Source organism: Streptomyces sp. NPDC015032, assembly GCF_043080425.1.
Classification (GTDB): Bacteria; Actinomycetota; Actinomycetes; order Streptomycetales; family Streptomycetaceae; genus Streptomyces.
In genome coordinates this window covers 28,713-52,154 of sequence record NZ_JBIBVN010000032.1, presented here as the reverse complement: position 1 = coordinate 52,154, position 23,442 = coordinate 28,713, and the positions used below count along the sequence as shown (strand labels likewise).

Sequence of the window (23,442 nt, the reverse complement as noted above, 5' to 3'; positions counted from 1 at the left end):
TACGCCTCTACGCGGACGGGGCGACGAGGCGGTAGCCGACCCCGCGCACCGTCTCGATCAGTGCGGGCAGCCGCAGTTTGGAACGCAGGGACGCGACGTGCACTTCGAGGGTGCGCCCCGTTCCCTCCCAGCTCGTGCGCCACACCTCGCTGATGATCTGCTCCCGGCGGAAGACCACTCCGGGGCACTGGGCGAGCAGCGCGAGGAGGTCGAACTCCTTGCGGGTGAGCTGGACTTCGCAGCCGTCGACGCTGACCCGGCGGGTGGGCAGCTCGATCTGGACGTGCCCGAGGCGCAGAGCGGCGACGGGCGTGGGCACGGTGTCCTCACCGGCCGGTTTACGGCGGCTGACGGCGTGGATACGGGCGAGGAGCTCGCCGGTGTCGTACGGCTTGACCACGTAGTCGTCGGCCCCGAGGTTGAGACCGTGGATCCGTGACCGGACATCGGCGCGCGCGGTCACCATGATCACCGGTATGGAGGTGCGCTTGCGGATCTTCCCGCACACCTCGTAGCCGTCCTGGTCGGGCAGGCCGAGGTCGAGGAGCACGACGCCGAAGGGCTCCGCGCCCGTCGGCAGCAGCGCCCGCAGCGCTTCCTCGCCGCTGCGCGCGTGCACCACGCGGAAGCCGTGCCGGGCAAGGATCGCGGAGAGGGCTGCCGCGACATGGTTGTCGTCCTCGACGAGCAGCAGTTTCATGGCCCCCCTTCCGTAGGTGCGGTGCCGGATCCGCAGATGCGGTGTCGGTGCGATTTCTTGTACGCCCCTCGTCACTTCCCCGTACCGAGGTGTTTCACGTCATGGCGTACCAGGGCATCCACTCCGATGACGGGTACGTCAGTCAAGGGCCCGCCCATTGCATCGAGCCATCCGTTATCCACCCGGTACGCCCCGGGCACCTCGCCGGCCGTCCCCTTCACGCGGAGTGTCCGGTTGCCGCCGGATCGTTATGCTCAATTTCCGCTCAGATGTAATGACGCTGGTCGCACTGCGTCACTAGGGTCCTTCCCAACCGAGGAGGACGGAGCAAGAAGCCGATGAGCGGAGTTTCAGTGACCAAGGGCGCCGAGGACGCCGCGCCTGCGGCGAACGACCTTGTCGTACTGAGCAACGTCAACAAGCACTTCGGCGCGCTGCATGTGCTCCAGGACATCGACCTGACGATCGCCCGTGGCGAGGTCGTGGTCGTCATCGGGCCCTCCGGGTCCGGGAAGTCCACGCTGTGCCGCACGATCAACCGCTTGGAGACGATCGACTCGGGTGACATATCGATCGACGGCAAGCCGCTGCCGCAGGAGGGCCGGGAGCTGGCCCGGCTGCGCGCCGACGTCGGCATGGTCTTCCAGTCGTTCAATCTCTTTGCGCACAAGACGGTGCTCGAGAACGTGATGCTGGGCCAGATCAAGGTCCGCAGGACGGACAAGAAGGCTGCCGAGGACAAGGCCCGTTCGCTGCTCGACCGGGTGGGCGTGGCGACGCAGGCCGACAAGTACCCCGCCCAGCTCTCCGGCGGTCAGCAGCAACGCGTGGCCATCGCCCGCGCGTTGGCGATGGACCCGAAGGTGATCCTCTTCGACGAGCCGACCTCCGCGCTCGACCCGGAGATGATCAACGAGGTGCTGGAAGTCATGCAGCAGCTCGCCCGGGACGGCATGACGATGGTCGTCGTCACCCATGAGATGGGCTTCGCGCGCTCGGCCGCGAACCGGGTCGTCTTCATGGCCGACGGAAAGATCGTCGAAGAGGCCACGCCCGACCAGTTCTTCAGCAACCCGCGCAGCGACCGGGCCAAGGACTTCCTGTCGAAGATCCTTCACCACTGACTGATCCTGCACCGCCGGGCCCCGGGCCGGCTGATCACTCCCATCGCGTCAACTCTAGGGAAAACCACCATGCAGCTTCGTAAGGTCACCGCCGCCTCGGCCGCCGTGCTCGCCCTCGCCCTCACCGCCACCGCCTGTGGCTCCGGCAAGGAGGACGGCGGCTCGGGCGGCGGCAAGAAGATCACGATCGGCATCAAGATCGACCAGCCGGGCATCGGCCTGAAGACCCCCGACGGCAAGTACACCGGCTTCGACGTCGACGTCGCCACGTACGTGGCCAAGGAGCTCGGCTACGACGCCAAGGACATCGTCTTCAAGGAGACCAAGAGCCAGGACCGTGAGACGGCGATCGAGCGCGGTGACGTGAAGTTCATCGCCGCCTCCTACTCGATCAACGACGAGCGCCTGCAGAAGGTCGACTTCGCGGGCCCGTACCTGCTGGCGCACCAGGACATCCTCATCCGTGCCGACGACGACTCGATCAAGTCGCCGGCCGACCTGAACAACAAGAAGCTGTGTTCGGTGGCCGGCTCGACCTCGGCGAAGAACGTCCACGACAAGCTGGCGCCGAAGGCGCAGCTCCAGACGTACGGCGGCTACTCGGAGTGCCTGACCGGCCTGGAGAACAAGGCCGTCGACGCGCTGACCACCGATGACAGCATCCTGGCGGGCTACGCCTCGCAGCAGAACTTCCAGGGCAAGTTCAAGCTGGCCGGCTTCAAGATGACCAACGAGAACTACGGCATCGGCCTGAAGAAGGGCGACGCCGACCTCAAGAAGAAGGTCAACGACGCGCTCACCAAGATGGTCTCGGACGGCGCCTGGGACAAGGCCGTGAAGGACAACTTCGGCCCGGCGAACTACAAGAACGAGGTCGCCCCGAAGATCGGCAACATCGTCAAGTGAAGCAGGGCTGACCGGGCGCGCCGTCCGTGAACGGCGGCGCGCCGTGCCCTCCTACACGCGGAAGCGCGGGAGATCGTGTTCGACTTTCTTGAAGGTTACGACCTGCTGGGGGCCTTCTGGGTGACGGTGCAGCTCACCGTCTACTCCGCCCTCGGCTCCCTCATATGGGGAACGCTGCTGGCCGGCATGAAGGTCAGCCCGGTCCCCCTGATGCGCGGCTTCGCCACCGCGTACGTGAACGTGGTCCGGAACATTCCGCTGACCGTGATCATCGTGTTCTCGTCGCTGGGTCTGAACCAGACGCTGAACATCGAGCTCGGTGCCGATGTCATCGAAGACATCAACTTCCGGCTGGCCGTGCTCGCCCTGGTCGCCTACACGGCCGCCTTCGTCTGCGAGGCGCTGCGCTCCGGCATCAACACGGTGCCGGTCGGCCAGGCCGAGGCGGCGCGCGCACTCGGGCTGAGCTTCACGCAGGTGCTGCGGCTGATCATCCTTCCCCAGGCGTTCCGCGCCGTGGTCAACCCGTTGTCCAACGTGCTGATCGCACTGACGAAGAACACCACGGTCGCTTCCGCGATCGGCGTCGTCGAGGCCTCCTACCTGATGAAGGACATGATCGAGGCCAAGGCCCAGCTGATTCTGATCTCGCTGGTCTTCGCGTTCGGCTTCATCGTTCTGACCCTCCCGACCGGCCTGATCCTCGGCTGGGTGAGCAAGAAGGTGGCGGTGAAGCGATGAGTTCCGTCCTCTACGACGCCCAGGGACCCCGCGCCAGGCGGCGCAACATCCTCTACACGGTGCTGTTCGTCCTGTGCGCCGCGGCCGTGGTGTGGTGGGTGTACGACGGGCTGGCCGAGAAGCACCAGCTCGACTGGATCAAGTGGAAGCCCTTCTTCACTAGCCCCCAGCCGTGGGAGACGTACATCTGGCCGGGCCTCCAGAACACGCTCAAGGCGGCGTTCTTCGCCCTGCTCATCGCGCTGCCGCTGGGCGCCCTGTTCGGTATCGGCAGGCTCTCGGACCACCGCTGGGTGCGGATGCCGGCCGGCTTCGTCGTGGAGCTCTTCCGCGCCGTCCCGGTACTGATCCTGATGATCACGGCGAACGCGGTGTACGCGGAGTACACCACCATCGACACCGATGTGCGCCCGCTGTACGCCGTGGTGACCGGACTGGTGCTGTACAACTTCTCGGTCCTCGCCGAGATCGTGCGGGCCGGGATCGAGACCCTGCCGAAGGGCCAGGCGGAGGCGGCCAAGGCGCTCGGCATGCGCAAGAGCCAGATCATGCTGTCCGTGCTGCTGCCGCAGGCGGTGACGGCCATGCTGCCCGCGATCGTCAGCCAGCTCGTCGTCATCGTGAAGGACACCGCGCTCGGCGGCGCCATGATGACCTTCCCCGAACTGCTGGCGTCGGTCCGCCCGATGAGCGCGAACTACGGCGCGAACACCATCGCGTGCTTCACCGTCGTGGCCGTGATCTTCCTCGCGCTGAACTTCGCACTCACCTCGTTCGCGAGCCGGCTGGAGCGGTGGCTCCGGCGCAACAGGAAGAGCAAGGGTTCCCCGGCCGGCACCACGCCCGGGGGCGCACCGGAGACCATCGGTACGCCGGCGCTCGTCGTCGACGACGGTCGCGCCTGACGGTTCGTCGCATCGAACGGCGGCGAGGGGCGGTGGCTGGTCAGCCACCGCCCCTCGCCGCCGTTCGATGTCGCTTGACGCGGGCACCGGCAGTAGGTTGCATACGTTCTGTGATCGCGCACCGAGCCCCCGCCGCCACAGCGTCTCCGTCCCCTACTCCCCACCGGCACCATTCACTCCTTTCACCTGCGTCGTCCGCTTCTTCTGCGTCGTCCGCACGAATTCGAGGAGCCTCGTCGTGGACCCGGTGATCGTCGTCGGCGCCGGGCCCGTCGGCCTGACGCTGTCGCTCGCCCTCGCGGGGCAGGGCGTCCCCACCGTCCTGCTCGACGAGGACCCGGCCAAGGACGAGACACGTCCGGCCCGCACGGTGGTGCTGCGCGAGGACACCGCCGCCCTGGTGGAGCGGCTCGGCTGCAAAGCGCTGCGGCACGAGGGCATCCGGTGGTCCGGCTGGCGGTCGATGCGGCGCAGGCAGCTGGTGCGCGAGCTGCCGCTCGGCGAGGACTCCCCCGAGGGCGACCCGTTGCCGGCCCCCGTCCATCTGCCGCAGCACGTCCTGACGCGCGGGCTGCGGGACGCGGTGGCCGCGCAGCGGCTGGTGCAGGTCGCCCCGTACAGCCGGATCGACACGCTGGAGCAGGGGCCGGCCGGGGTCACCGTGCACACCCGGAAACCGAATTCGACCTGGTGGCGCGGGAGTTACCTGGTGGGCTGCGACGGCGCCAGGTCCACGGTGCGCAAGCTCCTCGACATCCGCTTCCCCGGGCGTACGGCGGTGGAGCGGCACGCCGTCGCGGCGCTGCGTACCGAGCTTCCCTGGCCCGGGCAGGCCGTGCTGCACCGGCTGCCGCCGTGGCGCACCGGCGGCGCCGAGGTGACCGCACGGCCGCTGACGGACGGCGCCTGGCGGCTGGACTGGCTGTTGCCGCCGCGTGGTGAGCTCGTCACCCCGGACGCCCTGATCGCCCGGATCCGGGACACCCTGGAGGGCTGGTGCGGCGAGACACCGCCGTACGAACTGCTGGACACGGGCGTGTACACGCTGCACCACCGGCTCGCCCTGCGCTGGCGGGTCGACCGGGCCTTCCTGGCCGGGGACGCCGCCCATCTGCTGGGCGCGCTGGGCACCCAGGGCCTCGACGAGGGGCTGCGGGACGCCGAGAACCTGGCCTGGAAGCTTGCCCAGGCCTGGCACCACGGCGCCTCCGACGTACTGCTCGACAGCTACCAGGCCGAGCGGCGGGCCGCGGTCGCCGCACGGCTGCGCGCCGCGGACCAGTCGATGCCGATACTGCGCGGCGGCGGAGGTCTGCGAACCCTGGTGCCGGGGAGCGCACGGGGGCACGACGCGCTGCTCACCGACGGGCATCTGGGCTGTGGCCCCCTCGGTGCGCCCCCCTCGTACTCGCACTCGCCCCTTGCGCCCCCACGCACCGAGGCGCACACATCCGTGGGTACGCCCCCGGGTGCGCCGGTCACCGATGTGCGGGTCACGGCGCCCGACGGCACGGCCGTGCGGCTGCGCGAACGGCTGGGGCAGGGGCACTTCCTGGTGGTCCTGGTGGCGCCCGGCACGGGGGTGTGGGACCGGCGTCACTGGATGACCGCCGGCGTCATGCCGCGGCTGGCCGCGGCCGTCGACGCGCTGCCGGTGAAGGCCGAGCTGCTGGTGACCGAGAGCTACCCGGGGGCGTCGGCCCACACCGTGCTGCTGATCAGGCCGGACGGTCATCTCGTGGCGTCGTTCGGCGGGGTACGGCCCCGGGAACTCCTCGCCGCGGCGGACGCGGTGCGGGGCGGGGCCGCACGCGCCTCCGTACGCTCCGACCAGACTGCGGGCATCAATTGACCGCTGCGGACGCGCATGGTGTACTCCGGAACGTGACCGACACCGATGTGCGCCTGTGGCGGAGGGTCCATATGGACCTCGTCCGCTACGCGGGCTGCGTGTGTCGTCCGTCCTGCTGAATCGCCTCTTCCTGCCACGACGTGCGCTCTGCCGTACGGCCGTGCCTCCGTGCGAACCCTCAGGACGGTCTCCGTGTCTGCTCCTTCGTCACCCTCTGTACGCCCATCCGCGCCCGTGTCCGGCAGTGGTTCCGGTCCGACCTCCGCGGAACTGCTCGATTTCGTCCGCCGCGTCGCCGCCGACGCCGGGATCGTCGCCTCACTGCCCCTCGATCCCGAGGGCCGCACCTGGATCCAGCTCGAAGGGCCCGGCGGCAGTGAAGCATGGCTGATCGGCTGGCCACCGGGTACCGGCACCGGCTGGCACGACCACGCCGACTCGATCGGCGCCTTCACCACCGCGGCCGGAACCCTCAACGAGTTGTCGCTCGCCGCCCGGCTGCCCACCGATGGCTGGAAGACCCTCGAACTCACCGAGGGCATCGACCGTTCCCGGCAGCTGGCCGTCGGCCAGGGCAGGGCGTTCGGCCGGCACCACGTCCACGAGGTGCTGAACGAATCCCGCACGGAACACGCCGTCTCCGTCCATGCGTATTACCCCCCGCTGCCGTGGATCCGGCGCTACAGCCGCACCGGCGCGGTACTCCGTCTCGAACAGGTCGAACGGCCGGAGGACTGGCAGTGAGCGACAGCCCTCGGGGTGCCGCGGCACCGGTCGGGGTCGACGAACTGCTGGAACGGGTCCGGGCCGGCTTCGTCCGGGTCGGCCCGGGAGAGGCGCTCGCCGCCGCTGCGGACGGGGCGCTTCTCGTGGACATCCGCTACGCGGAGCTGCGCGAGCGGGACGGACTGATTCCGGGTGCGCTGGTGGTCGAGCGCAATGAGCTGGAGTGGCGGCTCGACCCGTGGGGAAGCCATCGGGCCCCGGAGGCGGTGAGCCACGATCTCCAGGTCGTGGTGGTCTGCAACGAAGGCTACGCGTCGAGCCTCGCCGTCGCGTCCCTGCGGTTGCTGGGGCTGCGCCGGGCAACCGATCTGATCGGCGGATTCCAGGCGTGGCGCGCGGCGGGGCTGCCGGTCGAGGCCTGACGGACGGGGTGGGCGGCGGGGCCGCCGGCCGAGGTCTGACGGACGGGCGCGCGGCGGGGCCGCCGGCCGAGGCGTGACGGACGGGCGGGCGGCGGGACTGCCGGCCGAGGCGTGACGGACAGGGCGGGCGGCGGGACTGCCGGCCGAGGCGTGACGGACGGGCGCGCGGCGGGGCCGCCGGCCGAGGCGTGACGGATGGGCGGGCGGTGGGGCCGCCGGCCGAGGTCGGTCTGCTCCGGATGCGGGCGTGCGCGGCGAGGGTCACGCAACCGGTGCGGGCGTCCACCCGGATTTCGGGCAGGCGTGGTCGCATGGGGGCCATCCGCTCGGGTTGCGGGCGGGCATCCCGTCGAGGAGCGGGTCCCGCGCTCCAAGGGCGCGGCACCCCCTGGCTCCGGGGCGCGGGGACCGGCCCCGCATCCCGATCGCCGGTACCCCGAATCGGTCCCGACACACCCGAACGCCACGCTCGGGTGGAGCAATCTCCGTACGCGACGGACATTCGGCTCAACGCCAAGGACCGACGTGACGGAGACTCCGCACCCATGCCGACCCCCACCTTGACCCCTGATCAGCTCGATGCCCGGGCCGCCCGCCTCCACGACACAGAGGTCTGGCAGCGGATCGTCATCGGCTGGGATCTCACCGCTGCCGAGCCCGCACCCCCCGCACGCCCCGCCTCCCCCGGCGCCGCCGATCGGCCGACGGGCCGTCAGCAGGCCGACTGGCGCGACCTGCTGTCCGTACCGGTCGATCAGCTCATCGCGGAGTCCGCGCGTGCCCTGCCGCCCATCGCACCGCGCGAGCGGCCGCTCCCCGGGCGGCTCGGCGCGATCCTCCCCGACCGGCTCCACTCCTGGCGGCGCATCGGGCAGCCCGATGTGCGGCCTTCCGCCCATCTCGCCTGCGCCCGGCAGATCCTGACCGAGTGGGGCTGGCAGAACACCCCGTACCGGCTGCGCAACGCGCGCGGCGCCCGGTGCGTCTGCGGTGCCCTGCTCACCGCCCACCGCCTGGGCTACGGCTCCCTCGACACCGTGGACCGGGCGGGCGCCTGGCTCGTCGCCGAGCTCCGCTCCCGGGGCTGGACCGGTCTGATCGGACCGTGGAACCGCTGCCCCGGCCGAACCGCCGAGGACGCACTCGCCCTGATCGACGCCACCATCGCCCGCGCCGCCCGCGCCGGGCAGTGATCCGCGTCGGCACGGACGCCCCGGGCACGGCGTTCGGTGAGGGCGCGAGGGGCGGCGCCCCGGCGCATGGCCGGGGCGCGGCACCGCGCCTCAGTGGCGGGTGAGCAGCGCGTCGACCAGTTCGCGCAGCGGCCCCGCGAGGTCCTGCGCGGTGGCCGACGCGAGCGGCTCCAGACCGGGAGAGGCGCGCAGCACCGTGATGCCGAAGGCCACGGACAGAACAAGTTGGGCACGCAGAAGGAGCCCGTCGCCGTCGGGGTCTTCGGGCCGCCATCCGGCCGCCGAGGCGAGCCGCTCGCTGAACGTGCGCAGCAGGCCGGTGCGCATCTGTTCGGTGCGCTCGTCACCGGAGGAGCGCAGCAGCAGGAGGAGAGCGTCCCTGGGACCGTCCGTGGCGAGCACGCCCGCGGTGTGGCCGGCGATGACCCCCGGAATCTGCTCCAGGTCGGCCACTGTGCCCGCCGCACGGACGAGTTCGTCGATGACCGCCGTCAGACAGGCTTCGAAGAGACCTTCCTTGGACTGGAAGTAACGGTTGATGAGCGCGACATTGACCCCGGCGTCATCGGCGATGTCGCGCACGGTCGTGGCCGCGTATCCGTCGTACGCGAACCGTCGGCGGGCCGATTCGAGCAGGAGCCGGCGGGTCCTGGCGCCGGCACCGCGCCGGGATGGCGGCGGGCTGCCGTCCGTCGGCGCCAGGGGCGCGGGACCTGCCGGGGAACTGCTGGCTTTCATGGCTGTCCTCTCTCTGCTCGAACGGTACCGCCCGCGCCGAGATGTAAACAGATGTTGACCTCACTCCCGCACCTGCCCTAGCGTCCATGTAAGCAGATGTTTACTTTTGGCTCCGGACGAGCGAATGATGCCCGGCAGCCCCCTCACCTCCTGGAGTCCCGAATGGACGCCCCCCAGCCCACGGCCCGCACCGGCGGTGTGGTCGCCACGCTGGCCCTCGCCGGCATCACTGCCGCGATCATGCAGACACTGGTCACTCCGCTCATCGCGGAGCTGCCCCAGATCCTGCACACCTCGCCGTCGAACGCGGCATGGGTGATCACCGTCACCCTGCTGGCGGGGGCGATCTGCGTACCGATCTCCGGACGCCTCGGCGACCTGATCGGCAAGCGCCGCATGCTCCTCGCGTGCTCCGTGCCGCTCGTGGCCGGCTCCCTGGTCTGTGCCCTCGCCTCCTCCGTCGTCCCCATGATCATCGGGCGTGGGCTGCAGGGCATGGGCATGGGCATGGTGCCTCTGGGCATCGCCCTGCTACGCGACGTGGTCCCGCCGGAGAAGCTCAGCTCCTCCATCGCGCTGGTGAGCGCCTCCATGGGCATCGGCGGCGGACTCGGCCTGCCGATCGCCGCGGCGGTCGCCCAGTACGCCGACTGGCGCGTGCTGTTCTGGGGCTCCGCCGTCCTGGCCGCGCTGATCGCCGCGGCGATCTGGTTCCTCATCCCCGACGTCCCGCCCGGCGCCAAGGGCCAGCGCTTCGACACCCTCGGCGCTGTCGGCCTCGGCGTGGGACTGGTCTGCCTGCTGCTCGCGGTGTCGAAGGGCGCCGACTGGGGCTGGGGCTCGGCGACCACCCTCGGACTGTTCGCCGCCGCCGTCGTGATCCTGCTGGCCTGGGGCGCCTGGGAACTGCGCACCCGGGAACCGCTGATCGACCTGCGCACCACGGCCCGCCCCCGGGTGCTGCTCACCAACGTCGCCTCGGTCTTCGTCGGCTTCGGTATGTACGCGAGCATGCTGGTCGTGCCGCAGCTGCTCCAGTTCCCGGAGGCCACCGGCTACGGTCTGGGCCAGTCGATGCTGGCCGCCGGCCTGTGGATGGCGCCCGGCGGCATCATGATGATGATCGTCTCGCCGTTCGGCGGAAAGCTCACCGACGCCCGCGGTCCGAAGTTCACCCTGATCTGCGGCGTCCTGGTGCTGGCCGCCGGGTACGGCCTGTCGCTCGTGCTCATGGGGTCCGCGTGGGGGCTCATGCTGGCCCTCATGGTCATCAACAGCGGCGTGGGCCTCGCCTACGGTTCGATGCCCGCGCTGATCATGAGCTCGGTACCGCTCTCCGAGACCGCCGCCGCCAACGGGTTCAACGCTCTCATGCGTTCGCTGGGCACCTCGGTCGGTGCCGCCGTGATGGGCGTGGTCCTCTCCCAGATGACAGTCACCATGGGCGGGCACAGCTTCACCTCCGAGAACGGCTTCCGCACGGGCCTGATGATCGGCTGCGGTATCGCACTGGTCGCCGCGGCCATCGCGAGCGTCATCCCGGCCGTCCGCGCCGCCTCGGACGCCGGTACGAAGAGCAGGGCCGCCGCGCCCGAGCAGGCGGCGGCCGAAGTCTGATCCGTTCCAGGTCTCGGTCCGCCGCGACCTCTCCCACCGGCACACCGGCGCCGCCGACGTCGTCCCGCTGTCGGCGGCGCGTGGGATCCGGCCCTCCGCGCCCAGCAGATCTACGTGGTGAAGGCGCTCATCTCCATGGCGATGGCTCCCCTCCCCCGAAGGCGCACCAAGCCCATCCCACCTGCGCGTACCCGCTCACGGGAACGGCCCACACCTCACGTGTCCGCGCGGATCACGATGTCTTCGCCACCGGGTCGGCCGGAGTCCGGGGACGGGAAACCTACGGCATCCCCCTTGCCGAACCGTGGGGTGTCCGAACGTTCAACCGCTCGACCGGCCGGCGACACGGCCACGGCGCGCCGTCCGCGAAAACCGGTTCTCCCGGCGTCGGGCGCCTGCTGCTCCCACTACTCCCGCTGCTCCTGCTGCTCCCGCTAAGCGCAGACCGCTCGAAGGCGTGTGGGCAACACCCCAACTACGGATTCGGTTCGTCCGTTTCGCTGGTGACAGCAGCTTCTTCGGTTGGGGCAGCCCCTTCGCCAACGGCGGCGGCTCCGACGCCCGCCCCGCCCATCCGCCTGCGCAAGTCCTGCCCGGGCAGCCCGCCCCCGGCCCCTGCGTTCCCCATACGTACACCGCCCCGTGCGAACGTCCCTCGAACCCGGCGATCAGAAAGGCTCGTCCAGGCCTTCCGTGTCCTCGCCCTCCTCCTCCAGCGCCTGTCTCACCACGCGCAGGGCCATGCCTTCCCCGTACCCCTTGCGGGCGAGCATGCCCGCGAGGCGGCGCAGCCGCTTGTCGCGGTCCAGGCCGCGGGTGGAGCGCAGCTTGCGCGCGACCATCTCACGGGCCGTCGCCTCCTCCTGCTCGGAGTCGAGCTGCCCGACAGCCTCGTCGATGACGGCGGAGTCCACCCCCTTGGTGCGCAGCTCACGGACGAGCGCGCGGCGGGCGAGCCCTCGGCCGTGATGCCGGGACTCCACCCAGGCATCCGCGAACGCGGCGTCGTCGATCAGCCCGACGTCCTCGAAGCGCGACAGCACTTCTTCGGCCGCCTCGTCCGGGATCTCCCGCTTGCGCAGGGCGTCCGCGAGCTGCTTTCGGGTGCGCGGCGTCCCCGTGAGCAGCCGCAGACAGATGTTGCGCGCCTGCTCGACCGGATCTCGCGGCTCCCCCTTCTCGGCCCTCGACGAGGAAGGGGAGCCGCTGTTCCTGGAGCGGGAGCGAGCACGGCGCCCCTCCCCCTCACCGAATCCGGTGCGCGAACCGCTGCCCTGACCGGCCTCCGGCCCGTACGCGCCCTCGGACCCGGCCGTGTATCCGGCGGCGAATTCGGGACCGGGACCGGCGCCATGGTCGCTGACGCTGACCGGCCATTCCGTACGACGCGTCACGGTCTAGCTCTTGGCCGCAGCCTTGGCCGGCTTGCTCTTGCCGGCCGGAGCGGGCACCGACTTCGCGCTGTCGGCCGCAGCCGCGGTGCCGCCCGTCGCATCCGCACCGGGTTCGGCGGCATCGGCATCCGGCCTGACGCCGACACCCAGCTTCTGAAGGATCTTCTTCTCGATCTCGTTGGCGAGATCGGGGTTGTCCTTGAGGAAGTTGCGGGCGTTCTCCTTGCCCTGGCCGAGCTGGTCGCCCTCGTAGGTGTACCAGGCGCCCGCCTTGCGGACGAAGCCGTGCTCCACGCCCATGTCGATCAGACCGCCCTCGCGGCTGATGCCCTGGCCGTAGAGGATGTCGAACTCGGCCTGCTTGAACGGCGGCGCGACCTTGTTCTTCACGACCTTGACGCGGGTGCGGTTTCCGACGGCGTCGGTACCGTCCTTCAGCGTCTCGATCCGGCGGATGTCGAGGCGCACCGAGGCGTAGAACTTGAGTGCCCGGCCACCGGTCGTGGTCTCCGGCGAGCCGAACATCACACCGATCTTCTCGCGGAGCTGGTTGATGAAGATCGCGGTGGTCTTGGACTGGTTGAGCGCGCTGGTGATCTTGCGGAGCGCCTGGCTCATCAGGCGGGCCTGCAGACCCACGTGCGAATCGCCCATCTCGCCCTCGATCTCCGCTCGCGGCACGAGCGCCGCGACGGAGTCGATGACGATCAGGTCGAGGGCGCCGGAGCGGACCAGCATGTCCACGATTTCGAGGGCCTGCTCGCCGTTGTCCGGCTGGGACAGGATGAGGCTGTCGATGTCGACGCCGAGCTTCTTCGCATACTCGGGGTCGAGGGCGTGCTCCGCATCGATGAAGGCCACCGAACCGCCGAGCTTCTGCGCGTTCGCCACGGCGTGCAGCGTCAGCGTCGTCTTACCGGAGGACTCCGGTCCGTAGACCTCCACCACACGGCCGCGCGGCAGGCCGCCGACGCCGAGGGCCACGTCGAGGGCAGTCGACCCGGTGGGGATCACCTCAACGGGCTCGTTCGGCCGCTCACCGAGGCGCATCACCGCGCCCTTGCCGAATTGCCGTTCAATCTGTGCGAGTGCGGCGTCCAGCGCCTTCTCGCGGTCGGTTCCTGCCATGGGTTCCACCCGATTTGCTTGAGTCGATCGCTTCACGTCAAAGACGCTAACCCCTGCCACTGACAATGGGCCTCGACGTCCTCCCGGCCTGTGGACAACTCCACGGTCGGGCCCGGGAAAACCCGGCCGGAATCCCATGAGAATGGATGTTCGATTTCACTGTCAAGCGCACCGCGCCGAGCCGATCGGCCGACGCGACCGAGCACGCAGGTTCGCCACTGAGCGCCGCGGCCGGCCGCTGAACGCCGCAGCCGGCCACTTCGGTGCCCCGTGGGCGAAGAGCATCTGTTCAGCCGGTGATCGCGGTGGCTTCGGCCTCAGCCCGATGGTCGGGGACGTCCAGTGCCGCCACGCTGATCAGCGGGGCCGGCGCCATCGGGGTCACGCCCGGCTTCGCGGAGCCTCGGGGCGACTCCCTCCAGGAACGGGGGCATCTTGTCGGGGGTCCAGTCGACGACGTAGACGGTCAGGCGCGTTCCGGATTCTCCGGCTCCGGGATCCTGTCCGGTCCGCCGCGGGCGCCGCTGCTCTCGGCGGTCCGCCAGGACCGGCGCAGCCGGGTGAGCACCCGCTCGCCGCGCCGCTGATGGCGGCCGTGCACCCGCGGGTCGTCCGTCACGTCGTACCGCTTCACATAGGCACCGAGGAACGCCTGGAGCGTGGCGACGGCCGGGATCGCGATCAGCGCACCCACGGCGCCCATGAGCGCCGTGCCCACGATGACCGATCCGAAGGCGACTGCAGGATGGATGTCGACGGTCCTGGAGGTGAGCTTGGGCTGCAGCCCGTAGTTCTCGAACTGCTGGTAGACCACGACGAAGCCGAGCACCCACAGCGCGTACCAGGGGTCGATGGTGAACGCGATCAGCATCGGCAGAGCGCCCGCCAGATACGTACCGATCGTGGGGATGAACTGAGAGACCAAGCCGACCCAGATCGCGAGCGCGGGCGCGTACGGCACACCGAGGATCATCAGCAGGATGTAGTGCGCGATCCCGGAGATGAGCGCCATCAGGCTGCGTGAGTAGAGGTAACCACCGGTCTTGTCGACCGCGATCTCCCAGGCCCGCAGCACCTCCGCCTGCCTGGTGGGCGGCAGTACGGAGCACAGGGCGCGCCGCAGCCGGGGGCCGTCGGCGGCGAAGTAGAACGAGAACAGGAAGATCGTCAGAAGACGGAACAGCCCGCCGATCACGGTGGTGGAGATGTCGAGCACTCCGGTCGCGCTGTTCTGGACATACTTCTGCAGCCAGTCGGAGTGCAGCACGCTGTCCTGGACCTCGACCCGGGAGAGCTCGGTGTGGAAGCTCTGGTTGACCCAGTTGATCACCGAGTCCAGATACTTCGGGAACCCCTCGACCATGTCGACGATCTGGCCCGCGAGCATCGAGCCGAGCAGCACGACGAAACCGGCCGCGGCTATCAGCACCACGAGGAAGACCAGGAAGGTGGCGAGTCCGCGGCGCATGCCGCGCGCCGACATCCGGCTCACCGCGGGTTCGATGGCGAGCGCCAGGAAGAACGCGATCAGCACATTGATCAGCAGCCCGATGAGCTGGTCGAAGGCCCAGCTGCCGAGCCGGTAACAGGCGTAGAGCGCCAGAGCGAGCACCATGGCACGCGGCAGCCACGCCGGCATGCGGACCGGCCCGCTGCTCGACGGCGCGGCCGACGGGGCCGGAGAGGCGGGCGGGGAGAACGGTGTCTGGGGCTGGGCTGTCTCGTCTGTCGGTGGCACGGACCCAGTCTCGCCTACAGCTATGCCAAACAGCTGCCCACCCCGGACAACATCACAGGTCCGGTCGCCGACGAGCCGGGAATCAGCGCTTGTCGGCGGGGACGTCGACCGCCGCGCAGACACCTCGCCAGACGTCCTTGGCGTCCCAGCCGGCAGCCAGCGCCTGGTGCACCGTCCGCCCGCCGAGCTCGGCCATCACATGGTCACGCGCAAAGGAATCGGCGTACCCCGCGCCGAAGTGGTCAGCCATCCGTTCCCAGAATATCGTCAACCGCATGACCTCAGTATCCCGCTCCTGAGGGTGCAGCCGGGCCACTACGCCCTGCCGAGAGCGCTTACCGCCCTACGGTCGGTCCATGGCTGAAACCGGAACAAATCCCCTCGACCGTGCTGAGCAGTTCCTCTGGCTCACGGCCCGTGTACTGGAACAGCGGCGGTTCGCCCATCACTTCCTGAAAGGAAGTACGGACGCCGTGGAGACCGCACTCGCCGCCTATCTGAACGAGGACGGCGGATACGGGCACGCGCTCGAACCCGATCTGCGTGGCCCCGTCAGTCAGCCACTGCACACCGCCCACGCGCTCAATGTCCTCGATTCCATCGGCCGCTGCGACGGGCCACGGGTGGAGCGGATCTGCCGCTTCCTGACCGAGGTGTCCACCAAGGAGGGGGCGCTGCCCGCTCTCCTGCCGTCGCAGCGCGGCTATCCGGCCGCGCCGTTCATCCCGATCGTCGACGACCCGCCCGCGGAACTGCTGGCCACCGGCCCGGTCGTCGGGCTCCTGCACCGCAATGCGGTGTGGCATGCCTGGCTGTTCCGGGCGACCGACTTCTGCTGGGCGGCGGTCGAAGCCCTGGACCGGTCGCATCCGTACGAGATCGAGGCGGCGCTCGCCTTTCTGGACGGCGTCCCCGACCGGGCCCGCGCCGAGGCGTCGGCCGACCGGCTCGGGCGGCTGGTGCGGGAACAGCGGCTCGCCGTACTGGATCCGGAGCGGCGCGCGGACTACCCGGTGGCGGCCGGATACGCACCGGGCGAGCAGCATTTCCCGTACGACTACGCCCGTACCCCCGAGTCGCTCGCCCGCGGCTGGTTCACCGACGAAGAACTGGCCCGTTCGCTCGACCACCTCGCGGCGGAGCAGCAGGCGGACGGCGGCTGGCCGGTGAACTGGCGGCAGTGGGCGCCGGGGACGGCTCTGGAGGGGCGGCCCATCGTGACGCTCAAGGCGCTCCTGACGTTACGGGCCCACGGACGCAGCCTCGGCTGAGACCGGGCCGACGCCGAACCGCTGCTCCTCGGCCACGGTGTGCCGGCCGTCGGCGGGGAACTCATGAACCGGGCGCTCTGGACCGGGCCTCTCACCGGGATGACTTGCCGAAATGTCTCGTCAGAGCGCCCAGCCGAGGGCACGTACGCCCGCGGTGACGGCCACGGCGGCCCCTACGACCACGAGGAAGGGCGCGCGCAGGACCAGTGCCAGGGCCGCCGCGGCAAGCCCCGCGTCCCTGGCGTCCAGCATCAGGTGATGCCCGTCGCCGAACGTCTGCTGTGCGGTGAGGACGGCCAGGAGCGCCACGGGTGAGGGAGCGGGGTGGCCGGCCCTTTACCGATGCGCGGCCACCCGGCGGTCCCGACCCCGGCCGGTGTCGCCGGGGTCGGGACCTGCACGGCGGGGCGGCGGGTGAACAGCCTCAGGCCGTGGACGCCATGTAGGTGTCTGGGCTGGGCTCGTAGCCCTCGTCGCAGGGGTCGCAGGGGTCGCAGACGCCCTGGGTGCGCAATGGGAGGCGGAAGTAGTACCTCCGGCGGCACTGCGGGCACGTGGACCTCGCGGCCATTGCCCGATCCAGCGCCGCTTCTTGCGCCAACGTCGGCACCCGCTTCGGGCGGGCGAAATCCAGGCTGTAGAGCCAGGCCCGGGTGAGATGGATGCGCGCCTTGCCGGGGCGGTAAGAGCAGCCCTTGCAGCGCAGGACCGCGACCGGGCCGTGCCCACCGGGGCTCAGTCCGCGCTCGCGTAGCTGCCGCCGGGTGACCAGGCGCCCGGCATGACGTGCGTGGCGCGGCAAGTCCCGCGGCCGGCCAACCGCACGGTGCCGGAGGAAGTGGTCCTCCAACAGCGCAAGGGCATGGTCAACTCGCACCGGACACGAACACGTGGGCTTGGCTCGGGGATCAGATCGCCGCGGGCTGTCATGACGCCGCCGCAAAACTGGCTGATGCGCTGTGGGATGAGCGACAGGAGGCGCACACGCTGCGGTGACCGGCAGGACAGAGCGTGTCCGGGAGATTGAGTCCCGCCAGCCACATGGTCGTGGCGCCGTTTAGGCCACGTCGGTGAGTGAGGACGTGCTGTCCGGACTGTTCGCCGGACTCTGTTCGGTGTTCTCCTCGAGGGAGCCGGTGGTCGACTGGCCGAAGACTGCCATCGTCAGCGCAAGGACGAGCATGACGACAGCGATGAAGTAGAACACCGCGGAGATGCCGAGTGCGCCGAGGATCGCGGTGATGGCGAAGGTGCCGAGGATGCTGCCGAGCCGACCCGACGAGCTGGCCCATCCCGAGCCGATCGCCCGGAACCGGGTGGGGAACACCTCGGCCGAGTACGCCTGGGTCAGCGGCACGGTCATCTGATAGAGAACCTGCAGGACACAGCCGAGTCCCAGGACGATCACGGTGGAATCGCTGGTGGTGAACAGGAGCGCGGTGACGCCCAGCACCGTCGAGATGACGGCGAGGCTGTACCTGCGCTGCCATCGGTCGGTCACGACGGTGCTGGCAAGGAGTCCGATCATGCCGACCGTGGTGATGACGGCGGTGATAAAGGCTCCCTCACTGATGGTGTAGCCCTTGAGCTTCAGCAGGGTGGACAGCCAGGCCGTGAACCCGAAGTATCCGACCACACCGAGGGTCCACAGGGCGCAGGTGACGGCGAACTGCCGTCCGAAACCCTGCCGGAAGAGGGCACCGAGTCCGTTCGGTTGCCCCGTCGTCGTGCCCTCGTACGGCTCGGTGTGAGCGGTGACGATCCCCTCCGGGATGATGTGCCCTTCGGTACGCACCGCTGCTTCGATCTGTGCGGTCGTGGCCCGGGCCCGGTCCGTGGCGCCCCGGGATTCGAGCCACCGTGGTGATTCGGGCAGTCGTCGCAGGAAGGGGACGACCAGGAGCAGTCCCAGGCCGCCGACGAGGTACAGGACGCGCCAGCCCCAGGTGAACTGGGGGACCACGGCGAATGCGAGCCAGGCGAGGAGCGCCGGCCCCAGTCCCCCTATGGCATTCACCCAGGCGAAGGCACGGCCACGCACGTGGCCCGGCACGAGTTCGGAGAGCAGGATCCCTCCGACGACGGTGGTTCCCTGGTAGCCGATTCCGGTGAAGAACCGTAGGACGATGAACCACTCGGGCGTCGAGACGAGTGCGTTGAGCAGGGACGGCACGGAGAACATCACCAAGCAGGCGACGAGGGTCGGCTTGCGGCCGATCCGGCCGGCCGCCCAGCCGCCGACGAAGGCTCCGACGAAGGCCCCGATGCCCGCGGCGGCCGTGATGGTGCCGATGTCAGGCACCGTGAATCCCAGGTGCACGACGAGGGCGGGGGCGCTGAAGGCAAAGGTGTAGAGGTCGATGAACTCGAACATGAACGCGCCGACGAGCAGGGCGCACAGGGTTCGGTGCCAGCCGCAGAAGGGCAGGCGCTCGAGGCGGTTCGCCACGGAACCGTGCTCGGGGCTGGGTATGGCCGGTGTCATGGGGTGAGTCCTTCTCCGGAGCGGCTCGGCCGGCATGGGGTGTGAGCGGTGTGGGGCATCGGCGTGGGGTACGCCGGCGTTCAGCGGGTGACGTGATCCCGGGGCGGGATGCCACCGCGGCCGGCGCCGGACCGTGTCCCGTCGCGCAGGAACCACGGGGGCAGGTCCCTGCCGTTGTGCGCGGTCAGCCACAGGCGAAGGAGATGGCGCTTGTGCGCGGGGGGGCGAAGTCCTCGTACGCGGTGCGTGAGTGCAGGATGGCGTAGTTGTTGAGGAACTGCATGTCGCCCAAGTTGAAGTCGACGTCGTGACACAGTTTCTGAGACTGCGTCAGCGCATCGATCTCGTCGAACAGCTCGCGGTCGTCGGGGTCGAGGCGGGGAACGTCGGGGAACGTCGGGGAACCGTTGGGCCGACTCGATGTGGCCGCGTACGTAGCGCACGCTGAGCTTGTTCTCCCACCAGCACGCCAACGGCACCGTGTAGTAGGGAGCTTCTCCCGGGCTCTGCTCCTCGCGCCGGTCGAAGTGGTAGGGGCGGTACATGCACTCGACCAGGTCCGGGCACCGTGCGAGCAGTGCGTTGTGGAGCGCGGCCGAGCTGATGATGCTGCTGAGTCCACCCGAGCGGGCCGGCCTGAGGCAGAGCAGGCCCACGAGGTCGGATCCGTCTGTGTGGTAGGGCAGTCGCATGGCGGTCTGGTAGCCGCGGGTGGCGGGATCGGCCGTGGTGCGCCCGGTGTCGCGGACGTGGCCGAGCAGGTGGCCGTCCGCGTTCTGTGACACGGGGATGCCCAGGTGCTGGCCGATGCCCCAGTAGATGAGGCTCGCCTGCGCGTTGCTGTACTTCTCGACCGGCAGCCCACGCAGGACGGCGAATCCCCGGCCGTTCTCCAGTTCGTCGGCCATGCGTGCCAGCTCGGTTGCCAGGGTGGGCAGCGGGAAGTCCTCCCGGCCGACCTTCAGCAGGGGGACGTTCCCTTGCACCCGTGCCAGGGCGCGTTCGAGTTCTTCCACGTGCGCGGCGGACAGCCGGTGGATCCATGCCTGGGACCCTGCGAGGTCCGAGCCTTTCCAGGCCGCGGGCGACAGATACGGTTCGCGGAGCCTGTCGATCTTGTTCATTGCCATAGTGGCCTCCACGCGAAGATCGAGTGGTCCAGGTCGGTTCAGGGACGTGCCGCACCGCGCGCACCTGCGGCCGCGGTGCGGTGGCACCCGTGCGGGGCAGGTGGCCGGATCCGGCCCGGCCGGCGGGCCCTGCGCGTATGTCGGGACGCGCCGGGTCGAGCGGGAGAGGGGGTTGCTGCAGCAGGTGTCGGAAGGGGCCGGGAACCAGAGGTGATGCCGCCTCCGGCGCTAGGCGAGTTGGCGCCGTGCCGTCCGTCCGGCCCAGCGTGTGTGGTGGCCTCTTGGCCGTGCGGTAGCGCAATGGTAGGGAACAGCCCTGCCGAATACTTGACCAGATGTGGCCTATGACTTGGCTTTTCGTGGCGTGATCTCTCCGTCCTCGGGGCAGTGCCGCGGGGCAGGGCCACCGGAGGTCCGGCGCGGCTACGGCGTCGGGCTCTTGGCCTCGTGCTGCCGGCGTGCGGCCCTCCAGGCCCTGGGACTGGTGCCGAACTCTTTGCGGAACCAGCGGGAGAAGGTGCTGAGCGCGGCGAAGCCGAGCAGTTCGGCAACCTGAGTCAGGGGGCGGCTCTGGTGTCCGACGTACTGCTGGGCCAGTTGTACGCGGGCGGAGTTGAGGACGGAGGAGAACGTCTGATTGGACCGGGCGAGGTAGCGGTGCACGGTCTTACGGTCGACGCCGAGGCTGTGCGCGATCTGCTGAAGGGAACAGCGCCCGGTCGGTAGCAGCGCCTCGATGAGGTCACGGATGCGGTCGACGTCGGCGTCCGGGCGCGGGGAGGCGATCCCTTCCAGGTACTGCCTTGTGTAGGGCCTCAGGAGCGGGTCGGAGAGGGTGTTGGGGCGGGCGAGGTTGTCCGAGTAGAAGATGATGCCGTTGAACTGTTCGCCGAAGTGGACCGATGGTCCCAGTACCCGGTGATGGGTGGCCGGGTCGGCCGGGGCTCGGTGGGTGAAGCAGACGGTGACCGGTTTCCAACCGGGGCCGACGAGGCTCGCGATGATGCAGTGCAGGGCGCCGATGTTCAGTTCGGTGGCCTGACGGCGTTCGCCGGTGACCCCGGGGAGGATGTGCAGTTCGACGGTGGCGAGACCGTCGTCCTCGGACAGCTTCAGGCGCAGCGCCTCGTTGTGCAGGTGCATGTAGCGCATGATCAGTGTCAGTGCGCCGCGCACGTCGGGTTCGTCGCGTGCGGCCAGGCTGACGGGGCCCAGGTTGGAGAAGCGCCGGCCCTCGGCGATTCTCAGGCCGAAGTCCTCCTTGCCGGTCGCGTCGGCGGTGTTCTCCAGCAGGTGCGCGACGGCATCCGCGGGGACCCACTTGCCGGGTACGGCGAGGTCTGCGGTGTCGAGACCCACCGACCGCAGCAGCGGCGAAGGATCGGCGCCCAGGTAACGGGTGATCTCCATATAGCCGTTCAGCGCGGCGTTACGGACAAGCAGCTTCACGCGAACCTCCGGGCCACAGAATGCAAAATTTTCGGCCACACAGAGCCAAGCATCACGGGCGGGACGTGTCTAGGCTCCACGTATCCGGTCCGGCGCGGACGGCGGACGGGATGACGAAGGGACGCGCAGACGCCGTCCCGTCAGGCCACCTGGTGACCTGACGGCCCGGGTGGGTCCCTGTGGCGAGGCGACGCCCGACGGGTGTCCGGCGGACCGGCCGCCCTTCCCGTTCCCGTCGCCGCACCGGCGGTCTGCTTGTCACATCCCGGATGCGGTCAGCGCGATCCGGGCCTCGCCCGGCGGCCGCCTGTACATCGGCGGGGATTCCGGACCTCCCAGAGATGGAGTTGAACCGATGAGCACCGAGATCAAGAGTGTCGCCACCCCGGTCGTCGACGGGATGAAGGAGCGCGGCTCCTGGAACCCGCTCTGGGACGGCCTGCAGGAACTGGACCCGGCCTGGACCGAGCAGTTCATGACCATGGCCATGCAGCCCTACCAGAGCGGGATCCTCGAACCCAAGGTCGTCGAGCTGCTGTGCATCGCCGTGGACGCGGCCGCCACGCACATGTACGCCCCCGGCGTCCGTCGCCACATCCGGATGGCGCTCGAGCTCGGTGCCACCCGCGAAGAGGTCCTCGAGGTCCTCAAACTCTCCGCCGTACTGGGCATCCACGCGTGCAACGTCGGCGTCCCGATCCTGCTCGACGAGCTCGAACGCCGCGGGCAGCACCCCGACCACACCTGAATCACCCCGGCAGCCTCGGCGCAGGCGCCGCCCCGCTTTCGCACTCACTACACCCTGGAGTTCGACATGCACTTCCTCGACGACTCGCTGCTGCCGGAGAACCAGCAGAAGCTGGTGATCCAGGTCGCCCCCTACGGCCCGGAGTGGCTGCCCGGCGACTCGGACGACATCCCGGTCACCATGGACGAGCAGGTCCAGAAGGCCGTGGACTGCTACAACGCCGGTGCCCAGGTCCTGCACATCCACGTGCGCGAGCTGGACGGCCACGGCTCCAAGCGGATGTCGATGTTCAACGAGATGATGGGCCGGCTGCGCGAGGCCGTGCCGCAGATGACCCTCCAGGTCGGCGGATCCATCTCCTTCGCCCCCGAGAACACCGGCGAGGAAGCCAAGTGGCTCGACAACGACACCCGTCACCTGCTGGCCGAGCTGCAGCCCCGGCCCGACCAGGTCACGATCGCCATCAACACCAACCAGATGAACATCGTCGAGATGATGTCCGAGGACGACTACGCGGGCACCTCGTTCGAGAACCCGCAGATCTACCGGGCCTACCGCGACATGGTCATCCCGGCCGGCCCCGATTTCTACCTCGAACACCTCAAGCGGCTCACGGCCAACGGCATCCAGCCGCACTTCATGCTCGCCACCATCGCGCAGCTGGAGACCGTGGAACGGCTGATCCGCCGGGGCCACTACACAGGCCCCCTGGTCCTCAACTACGTCGGCATAGGAGGTGGCGCCTCCGGTACCCACCCCGCCGACCTGCTCGAGTTCGCCCGCCGCACACCCGACGGCGCCGTGCTCACCGTCGAGAGCATCATGCGGTCGACGCTGCCCATGAACACCATCGCGATCGCTCTCGGGCTGCACGTGCGGGTCGGCATCGAGGACAACCTGTGGTCGCCCCGCAAGGAACGCATCACCTCCGTCCAGCAGGTGGAGCAGCTCGTGCGCATCGCCGATGAGCTCGGCCGGGACGTGGCCACCCCAGAGGAGGCGAAGCGGCTCTACCGGATCGGCGAGCACTGGTCCACGGCCGACGAGACCCTGGAGTACCTGGGGCTTCCGCCGAACCGGCGCCCCGGCGAGCGCGGTGTCCCGATGCGCCACCCGGCTCCCCAGGGCGTCCCCGCCCTCGTGTGAACTGCGCCGCTGTGCCTGGCCGGCTGCTG

Annotated in this window: 23 protein-coding genes and 3 pseudogenes; 13 read left to right on the top strand and 13 right to left on the bottom strand. The window is 69.7% G+C overall.

Annotation, left to right across the window (positions count from 1 at the left end; all coding sequences use genetic code 11):
* Positions 1-7: 7 nt before the first annotated feature.
* Positions 8-700 (bottom strand): response regulator transcription factor, encoded by a 693-nt coding sequence (locus ACF08M_RS31855; protein ID WP_392188731.1) that lies wholly within the window; start codon positions 698-700, stop codon positions 8-10.
* 338 nt (positions 701-1,038) lie between these two features.
* Here ACF08M_RS31855 and ACF08M_RS31850 point away from each other — a divergent pair, with 338 nt between their 5' ends.
* From ACF08M_RS31850 to ACF08M_RS31810, 9 genes are all read left to right on the top strand, one after another.
* Entirely contained in the window at positions 1,039-1,824 is a 786-nt protein-coding gene (locus tag ACF08M_RS31850) for an amino acid ABC transporter ATP-binding protein (RefSeq protein ID WP_392188730.1), read from the top strand.
* 69 nt (positions 1,825-1,893) lie between these two features.
* Complete coding sequence (locus tag ACF08M_RS31845; protein WP_392188729.1) at positions 1,894-2,730, top strand: glutamate ABC transporter substrate-binding protein; 837 nt, start codon at positions 1,894-1,896, stop codon at positions 2,728-2,730.
* Positions 2,731-2,805: 75 nt separating this feature from the next.
* The gene (locus tag ACF08M_RS31840; protein WP_392188728.1) at positions 2,806-3,471 is read left to right on the top strand and encodes an amino acid ABC transporter permease; all 666 of its coding nucleotides are present in this window, start codon (positions 2,806-2,808) and stop codon (positions 3,469-3,471) included.
* Entirely contained in the window at positions 3,468-4,376 is a 909-nt protein-coding gene (locus ACF08M_RS31835) for an amino acid ABC transporter permease (protein ID WP_392188727.1), read from the top strand. Before ACF08M_RS31840 ends, ACF08M_RS31835 begins: the two co-directional genes overlap by 4 nt.
* Positions 4,377-4,614: 238 nt before the next feature.
* Positions 4,615-6,228, top strand: coding sequence for an FAD-dependent monooxygenase (locus ACF08M_RS31830; RefSeq protein WP_392188726.1), 1,614 nt, complete (start codon positions 4,615-4,617; stop codon positions 6,226-6,228).
* 32 nt (positions 6,229-6,260) lie between these two features.
* Positions 6,261-6,347 carry a putative leader peptide gene (locus tag ACF08M_RS31825; protein ID WP_311605579.1) on the top strand — a complete coding sequence of 29 codons (87 nt, stop codon included), beginning with the start codon at positions 6,261-6,263 and terminating at the stop codon, positions 6,345-6,347.
* Positions 6,348-6,420: 73 nt separating this feature from the next.
* Entirely contained in the window at positions 6,421-6,972 is a 552-nt protein-coding gene (locus tag ACF08M_RS31820; protein ID WP_392188725.1) for a cysteine dioxygenase, read from the top strand.
* Entirely contained in the window at positions 6,969-7,376 is a 408-nt protein-coding gene (locus ACF08M_RS31815; RefSeq protein WP_392188724.1) for a rhodanese-like domain-containing protein, read from the top strand. The genes ACF08M_RS31820 and ACF08M_RS31815 overlap by 4 nt, the downstream gene beginning before the upstream one ends.
* 545 nt (positions 7,377-7,921) lie before the next feature.
* A complete protein-coding gene (locus ACF08M_RS31810) occupies positions 7,922-8,569 on the top strand; it encodes a hypothetical protein (RefSeq protein WP_392188723.1) in 648 nt (215 codons plus the stop codon).
* Positions 8,570-8,659: 90 nt separating this feature from the next.
* On the opposite strand, the gene ACF08M_RS31805 is transcribed toward ACF08M_RS31810, so the two are convergent.
* On the bottom strand, positions 8,660-9,307 hold the full coding sequence (locus tag ACF08M_RS31805) for a TetR family transcriptional regulator (RefSeq protein ID WP_392188722.1): 648 nt from the start codon (positions 9,305-9,307) through the stop codon (positions 8,660-8,662).
* A 162-nt stretch (positions 9,308-9,469) separates the two neighbouring features.
* Between ACF08M_RS31805 and ACF08M_RS31800 the strand changes: the two genes are divergently transcribed.
* Positions 9,470-10,924 carry an MFS transporter gene (locus ACF08M_RS31800; RefSeq protein WP_392188721.1) on the top strand — a complete coding sequence of 485 codons (1,455 nt, stop codon included), beginning with the start codon at positions 9,470-9,472 and terminating at the stop codon, positions 10,922-10,924.
* Between the two features lie 668 nt (positions 10,925-11,592).
* On the opposite strand, the gene recX is transcribed toward ACF08M_RS31800, so the two are convergent.
* The 5 genes and pseudogenes from recX to ACF08M_RS31775 form a co-directional block, all read right to left on the bottom strand.
* Positions 11,593-12,318 carry a recombination regulator RecX gene (gene recX, locus ACF08M_RS31795; protein ID WP_392188720.1) on the bottom strand — a complete coding sequence of 242 codons (726 nt, stop codon included), beginning with the start codon at positions 12,316-12,318 and terminating at the stop codon, positions 11,593-11,595.
* Positions 12,319-12,321: 3 nt separating this feature from the next.
* Positions 12,322-13,446, bottom strand: coding sequence for a recombinase RecA (gene recA, locus ACF08M_RS31790; RefSeq protein ID WP_392188719.1), 1,125 nt, complete (start codon positions 13,444-13,446; stop codon positions 12,322-12,324).
* Between the two features lie 289 nt (positions 13,447-13,735).
* Positions 13,736-13,919 (bottom strand): annotated as a pseudogene (locus tag ACF08M_RS31785) (RidA family protein); the annotation flags it as partial.
* Complete coding sequence (locus tag ACF08M_RS31780) at positions 13,913-15,085, bottom strand: AI-2E family transporter (protein WP_392188752.1); 1,173 nt, start codon at positions 15,083-15,085, stop codon at positions 13,913-13,915. The pseudogene ACF08M_RS31785 and the gene ACF08M_RS31780, both read right to left, overlap by 7 nt.
* Before the next feature lie 181 nt (positions 15,086-15,266).
* Positions 15,267-15,461, bottom strand: coding sequence for a DUF3046 domain-containing protein (locus ACF08M_RS31775; protein WP_392188718.1), 195 nt, complete (start codon positions 15,459-15,461; stop codon positions 15,267-15,269).
* Between the two features lie 79 nt (positions 15,462-15,540).
* On the opposite strand from ACF08M_RS31775, the gene ACF08M_RS31770 reads away from it, so the two are divergent.
* Complete coding sequence (locus ACF08M_RS31770; protein WP_392188717.1) at positions 15,541-16,455, top strand: hypothetical protein; 915 nt, start codon at positions 15,541-15,543, stop codon at positions 16,453-16,455.
* Positions 16,456-16,575: 120 nt separating this feature from the next.
* Here the strand turns inward: ACF08M_RS31770 and ACF08M_RS31765 are convergent.
* The 6 genes and pseudogenes from ACF08M_RS31765 to ACF08M_RS31740 form a co-directional block, all read right to left on the bottom strand.
* A pseudogene (locus ACF08M_RS31765) lies at positions 16,576-16,767 on the bottom strand (AzlD domain-containing protein); the annotation flags it as partial.
* Between the two features lie 112 nt (positions 16,768-16,879).
* Positions 16,880-17,257 (bottom strand): RRQRL motif-containing zinc-binding protein, encoded by a 378-nt coding sequence (locus ACF08M_RS31760; RefSeq protein ID WP_392188716.1) that lies wholly within the window; start codon positions 17,255-17,257, stop codon positions 16,880-16,882.
* A 255-nt stretch (positions 17,258-17,512) separates the two neighbouring features.
* Positions 17,513-18,940: an MFS transporter gene (locus ACF08M_RS31755; protein ID WP_392188715.1), complete on the bottom strand. Its 1,428-nt coding sequence runs from the start codon at positions 18,938-18,940 to the stop codon at positions 17,513-17,515.
* A 184-nt stretch (positions 18,941-19,124) separates the two neighbouring features.
* Positions 19,125-19,274 (bottom strand): hypothetical protein, encoded by a 150-nt coding sequence (locus ACF08M_RS31750; protein ID WP_392188751.1) that lies wholly within the window; start codon positions 19,272-19,274, stop codon positions 19,125-19,127.
* Positions 19,275-19,356: 82 nt separating this feature from the next.
* Positions 19,357-20,064, bottom strand: a pseudogene (locus ACF08M_RS31745) (TauD/TfdA family dioxygenase); the annotation flags it as partial.
* Positions 20,065-20,493: 429 nt separating this feature from the next.
* On the bottom strand, positions 20,494-21,519 hold the full coding sequence (locus ACF08M_RS31740) for an AraC family transcriptional regulator (protein WP_392188714.1): 1,026 nt from the start codon (positions 21,517-21,519) through the stop codon (positions 20,494-20,496).
* A gap of 355 nt (positions 21,520-21,874) precedes the next feature.
* On the opposite strand from ACF08M_RS31740, the gene ACF08M_RS31735 reads away from it, so the two are divergent.
* Positions 21,875-22,267: a carboxymuconolactone decarboxylase family protein gene (locus ACF08M_RS31735; protein ID WP_392188713.1), complete on the top strand. Its 393-nt coding sequence runs from the start codon at positions 21,875-21,877 to the stop codon at positions 22,265-22,267.
* Positions 22,268-22,333: 66 nt separating this feature from the next.
* Positions 22,334-23,413, top strand: a complete 1,080-nt coding sequence (locus ACF08M_RS31730; RefSeq protein WP_392188712.1) for a 3-keto-5-aminohexanoate cleavage protein — start codon at positions 22,334-22,336, stop codon at positions 23,411-23,413.
* The last annotated feature ends 29 nt before the right edge of the window (positions 23,414-23,442 follow it).

What these genes read in the sequence shown, in the direction of transcription:
- ACF08M_RS31855 (WP_392188731.1), bottom strand. Translation starts at nt 700, where the DNA reads ATGAAACTGCTGCTCGTCGAGGACGACAACCATGTCGCGGCAGCCCTC.
- ACF08M_RS31850 (WP_392188730.1), top strand. Translation starts at nt 1,039, where the DNA reads ATGAGCGGAGTTTCAGTGACCAAGGGCGCCGAGGACGCCGCGCCTGCG.
- ACF08M_RS31845 (WP_392188729.1), top strand. Translation starts at nt 1,894, where the DNA reads ATGCAGCTTCGTAAGGTCACCGCCGCCTCGGCCGCCGTGCTCGCCCTC.
- ACF08M_RS31835 (WP_392188727.1), top strand. Translation starts at nt 3,468, where the DNA reads ATGAGTTCCGTCCTCTACGACGCCCAGGGACCCCGCGCCAGGCGGCGC.
- ACF08M_RS31810 (WP_392188723.1), top strand. Translation starts at nt 7,922, where the DNA reads ATGCCGACCCCCACCTTGACCCCTGATCAGCTCGATGCCCGGGCCGCC.
- ACF08M_RS31805 (WP_392188722.1), bottom strand. Translation starts at nt 9,307, where the DNA reads ATGAAAGCCAGCAGTTCCCCGGCAGGTCCCGCGCCCCTGGCGCCGACG.
- ACF08M_RS31800 (WP_392188721.1), top strand. Translation starts at nt 9,470, where the DNA reads ATGGACGCCCCCCAGCCCACGGCCCGCACCGGCGGTGTGGTCGCCACG.
- recA (WP_392188719.1), bottom strand. Translation starts at nt 13,446, where the DNA reads ATGGCAGGAACCGACCGCGAGAAGGCGCTGGACGCCGCACTCGCACAG.
- ACF08M_RS31780 (WP_392188752.1), bottom strand. Translation starts at nt 15,085, where the DNA reads ATGCCGGCGTGGCTGCCGCGTGCCATGGTGCTCGCTCTGGCGCTCTAC.
- ACF08M_RS31775 (WP_392188718.1), bottom strand. Translation starts at nt 15,461, where the DNA reads ATGCGGTTGACGATATTCTGGGAACGGATGGCTGACCACTTCGGCGCG.
- ACF08M_RS31770 (WP_392188717.1), top strand. Translation starts at nt 15,541, where the DNA reads ATGGCTGAAACCGGAACAAATCCCCTCGACCGTGCTGAGCAGTTCCTC.
- ACF08M_RS31755 (WP_392188715.1), bottom strand. Translation starts at nt 18,940, where the DNA reads ATGACACCGGCCATACCCAGCCCCGAGCACGGTTCCGTGGCGAACCGC.
- ACF08M_RS31735 (WP_392188713.1), top strand. Translation starts at nt 21,875, where the DNA reads ATGAGCACCGAGATCAAGAGTGTCGCCACCCCGGTCGTCGACGGGATG.
- ACF08M_RS31730 (WP_392188712.1), top strand. Translation starts at nt 22,334, where the DNA reads ATGCACTTCCTCGACGACTCGCTGCTGCCGGAGAACCAGCAGAAGCTG.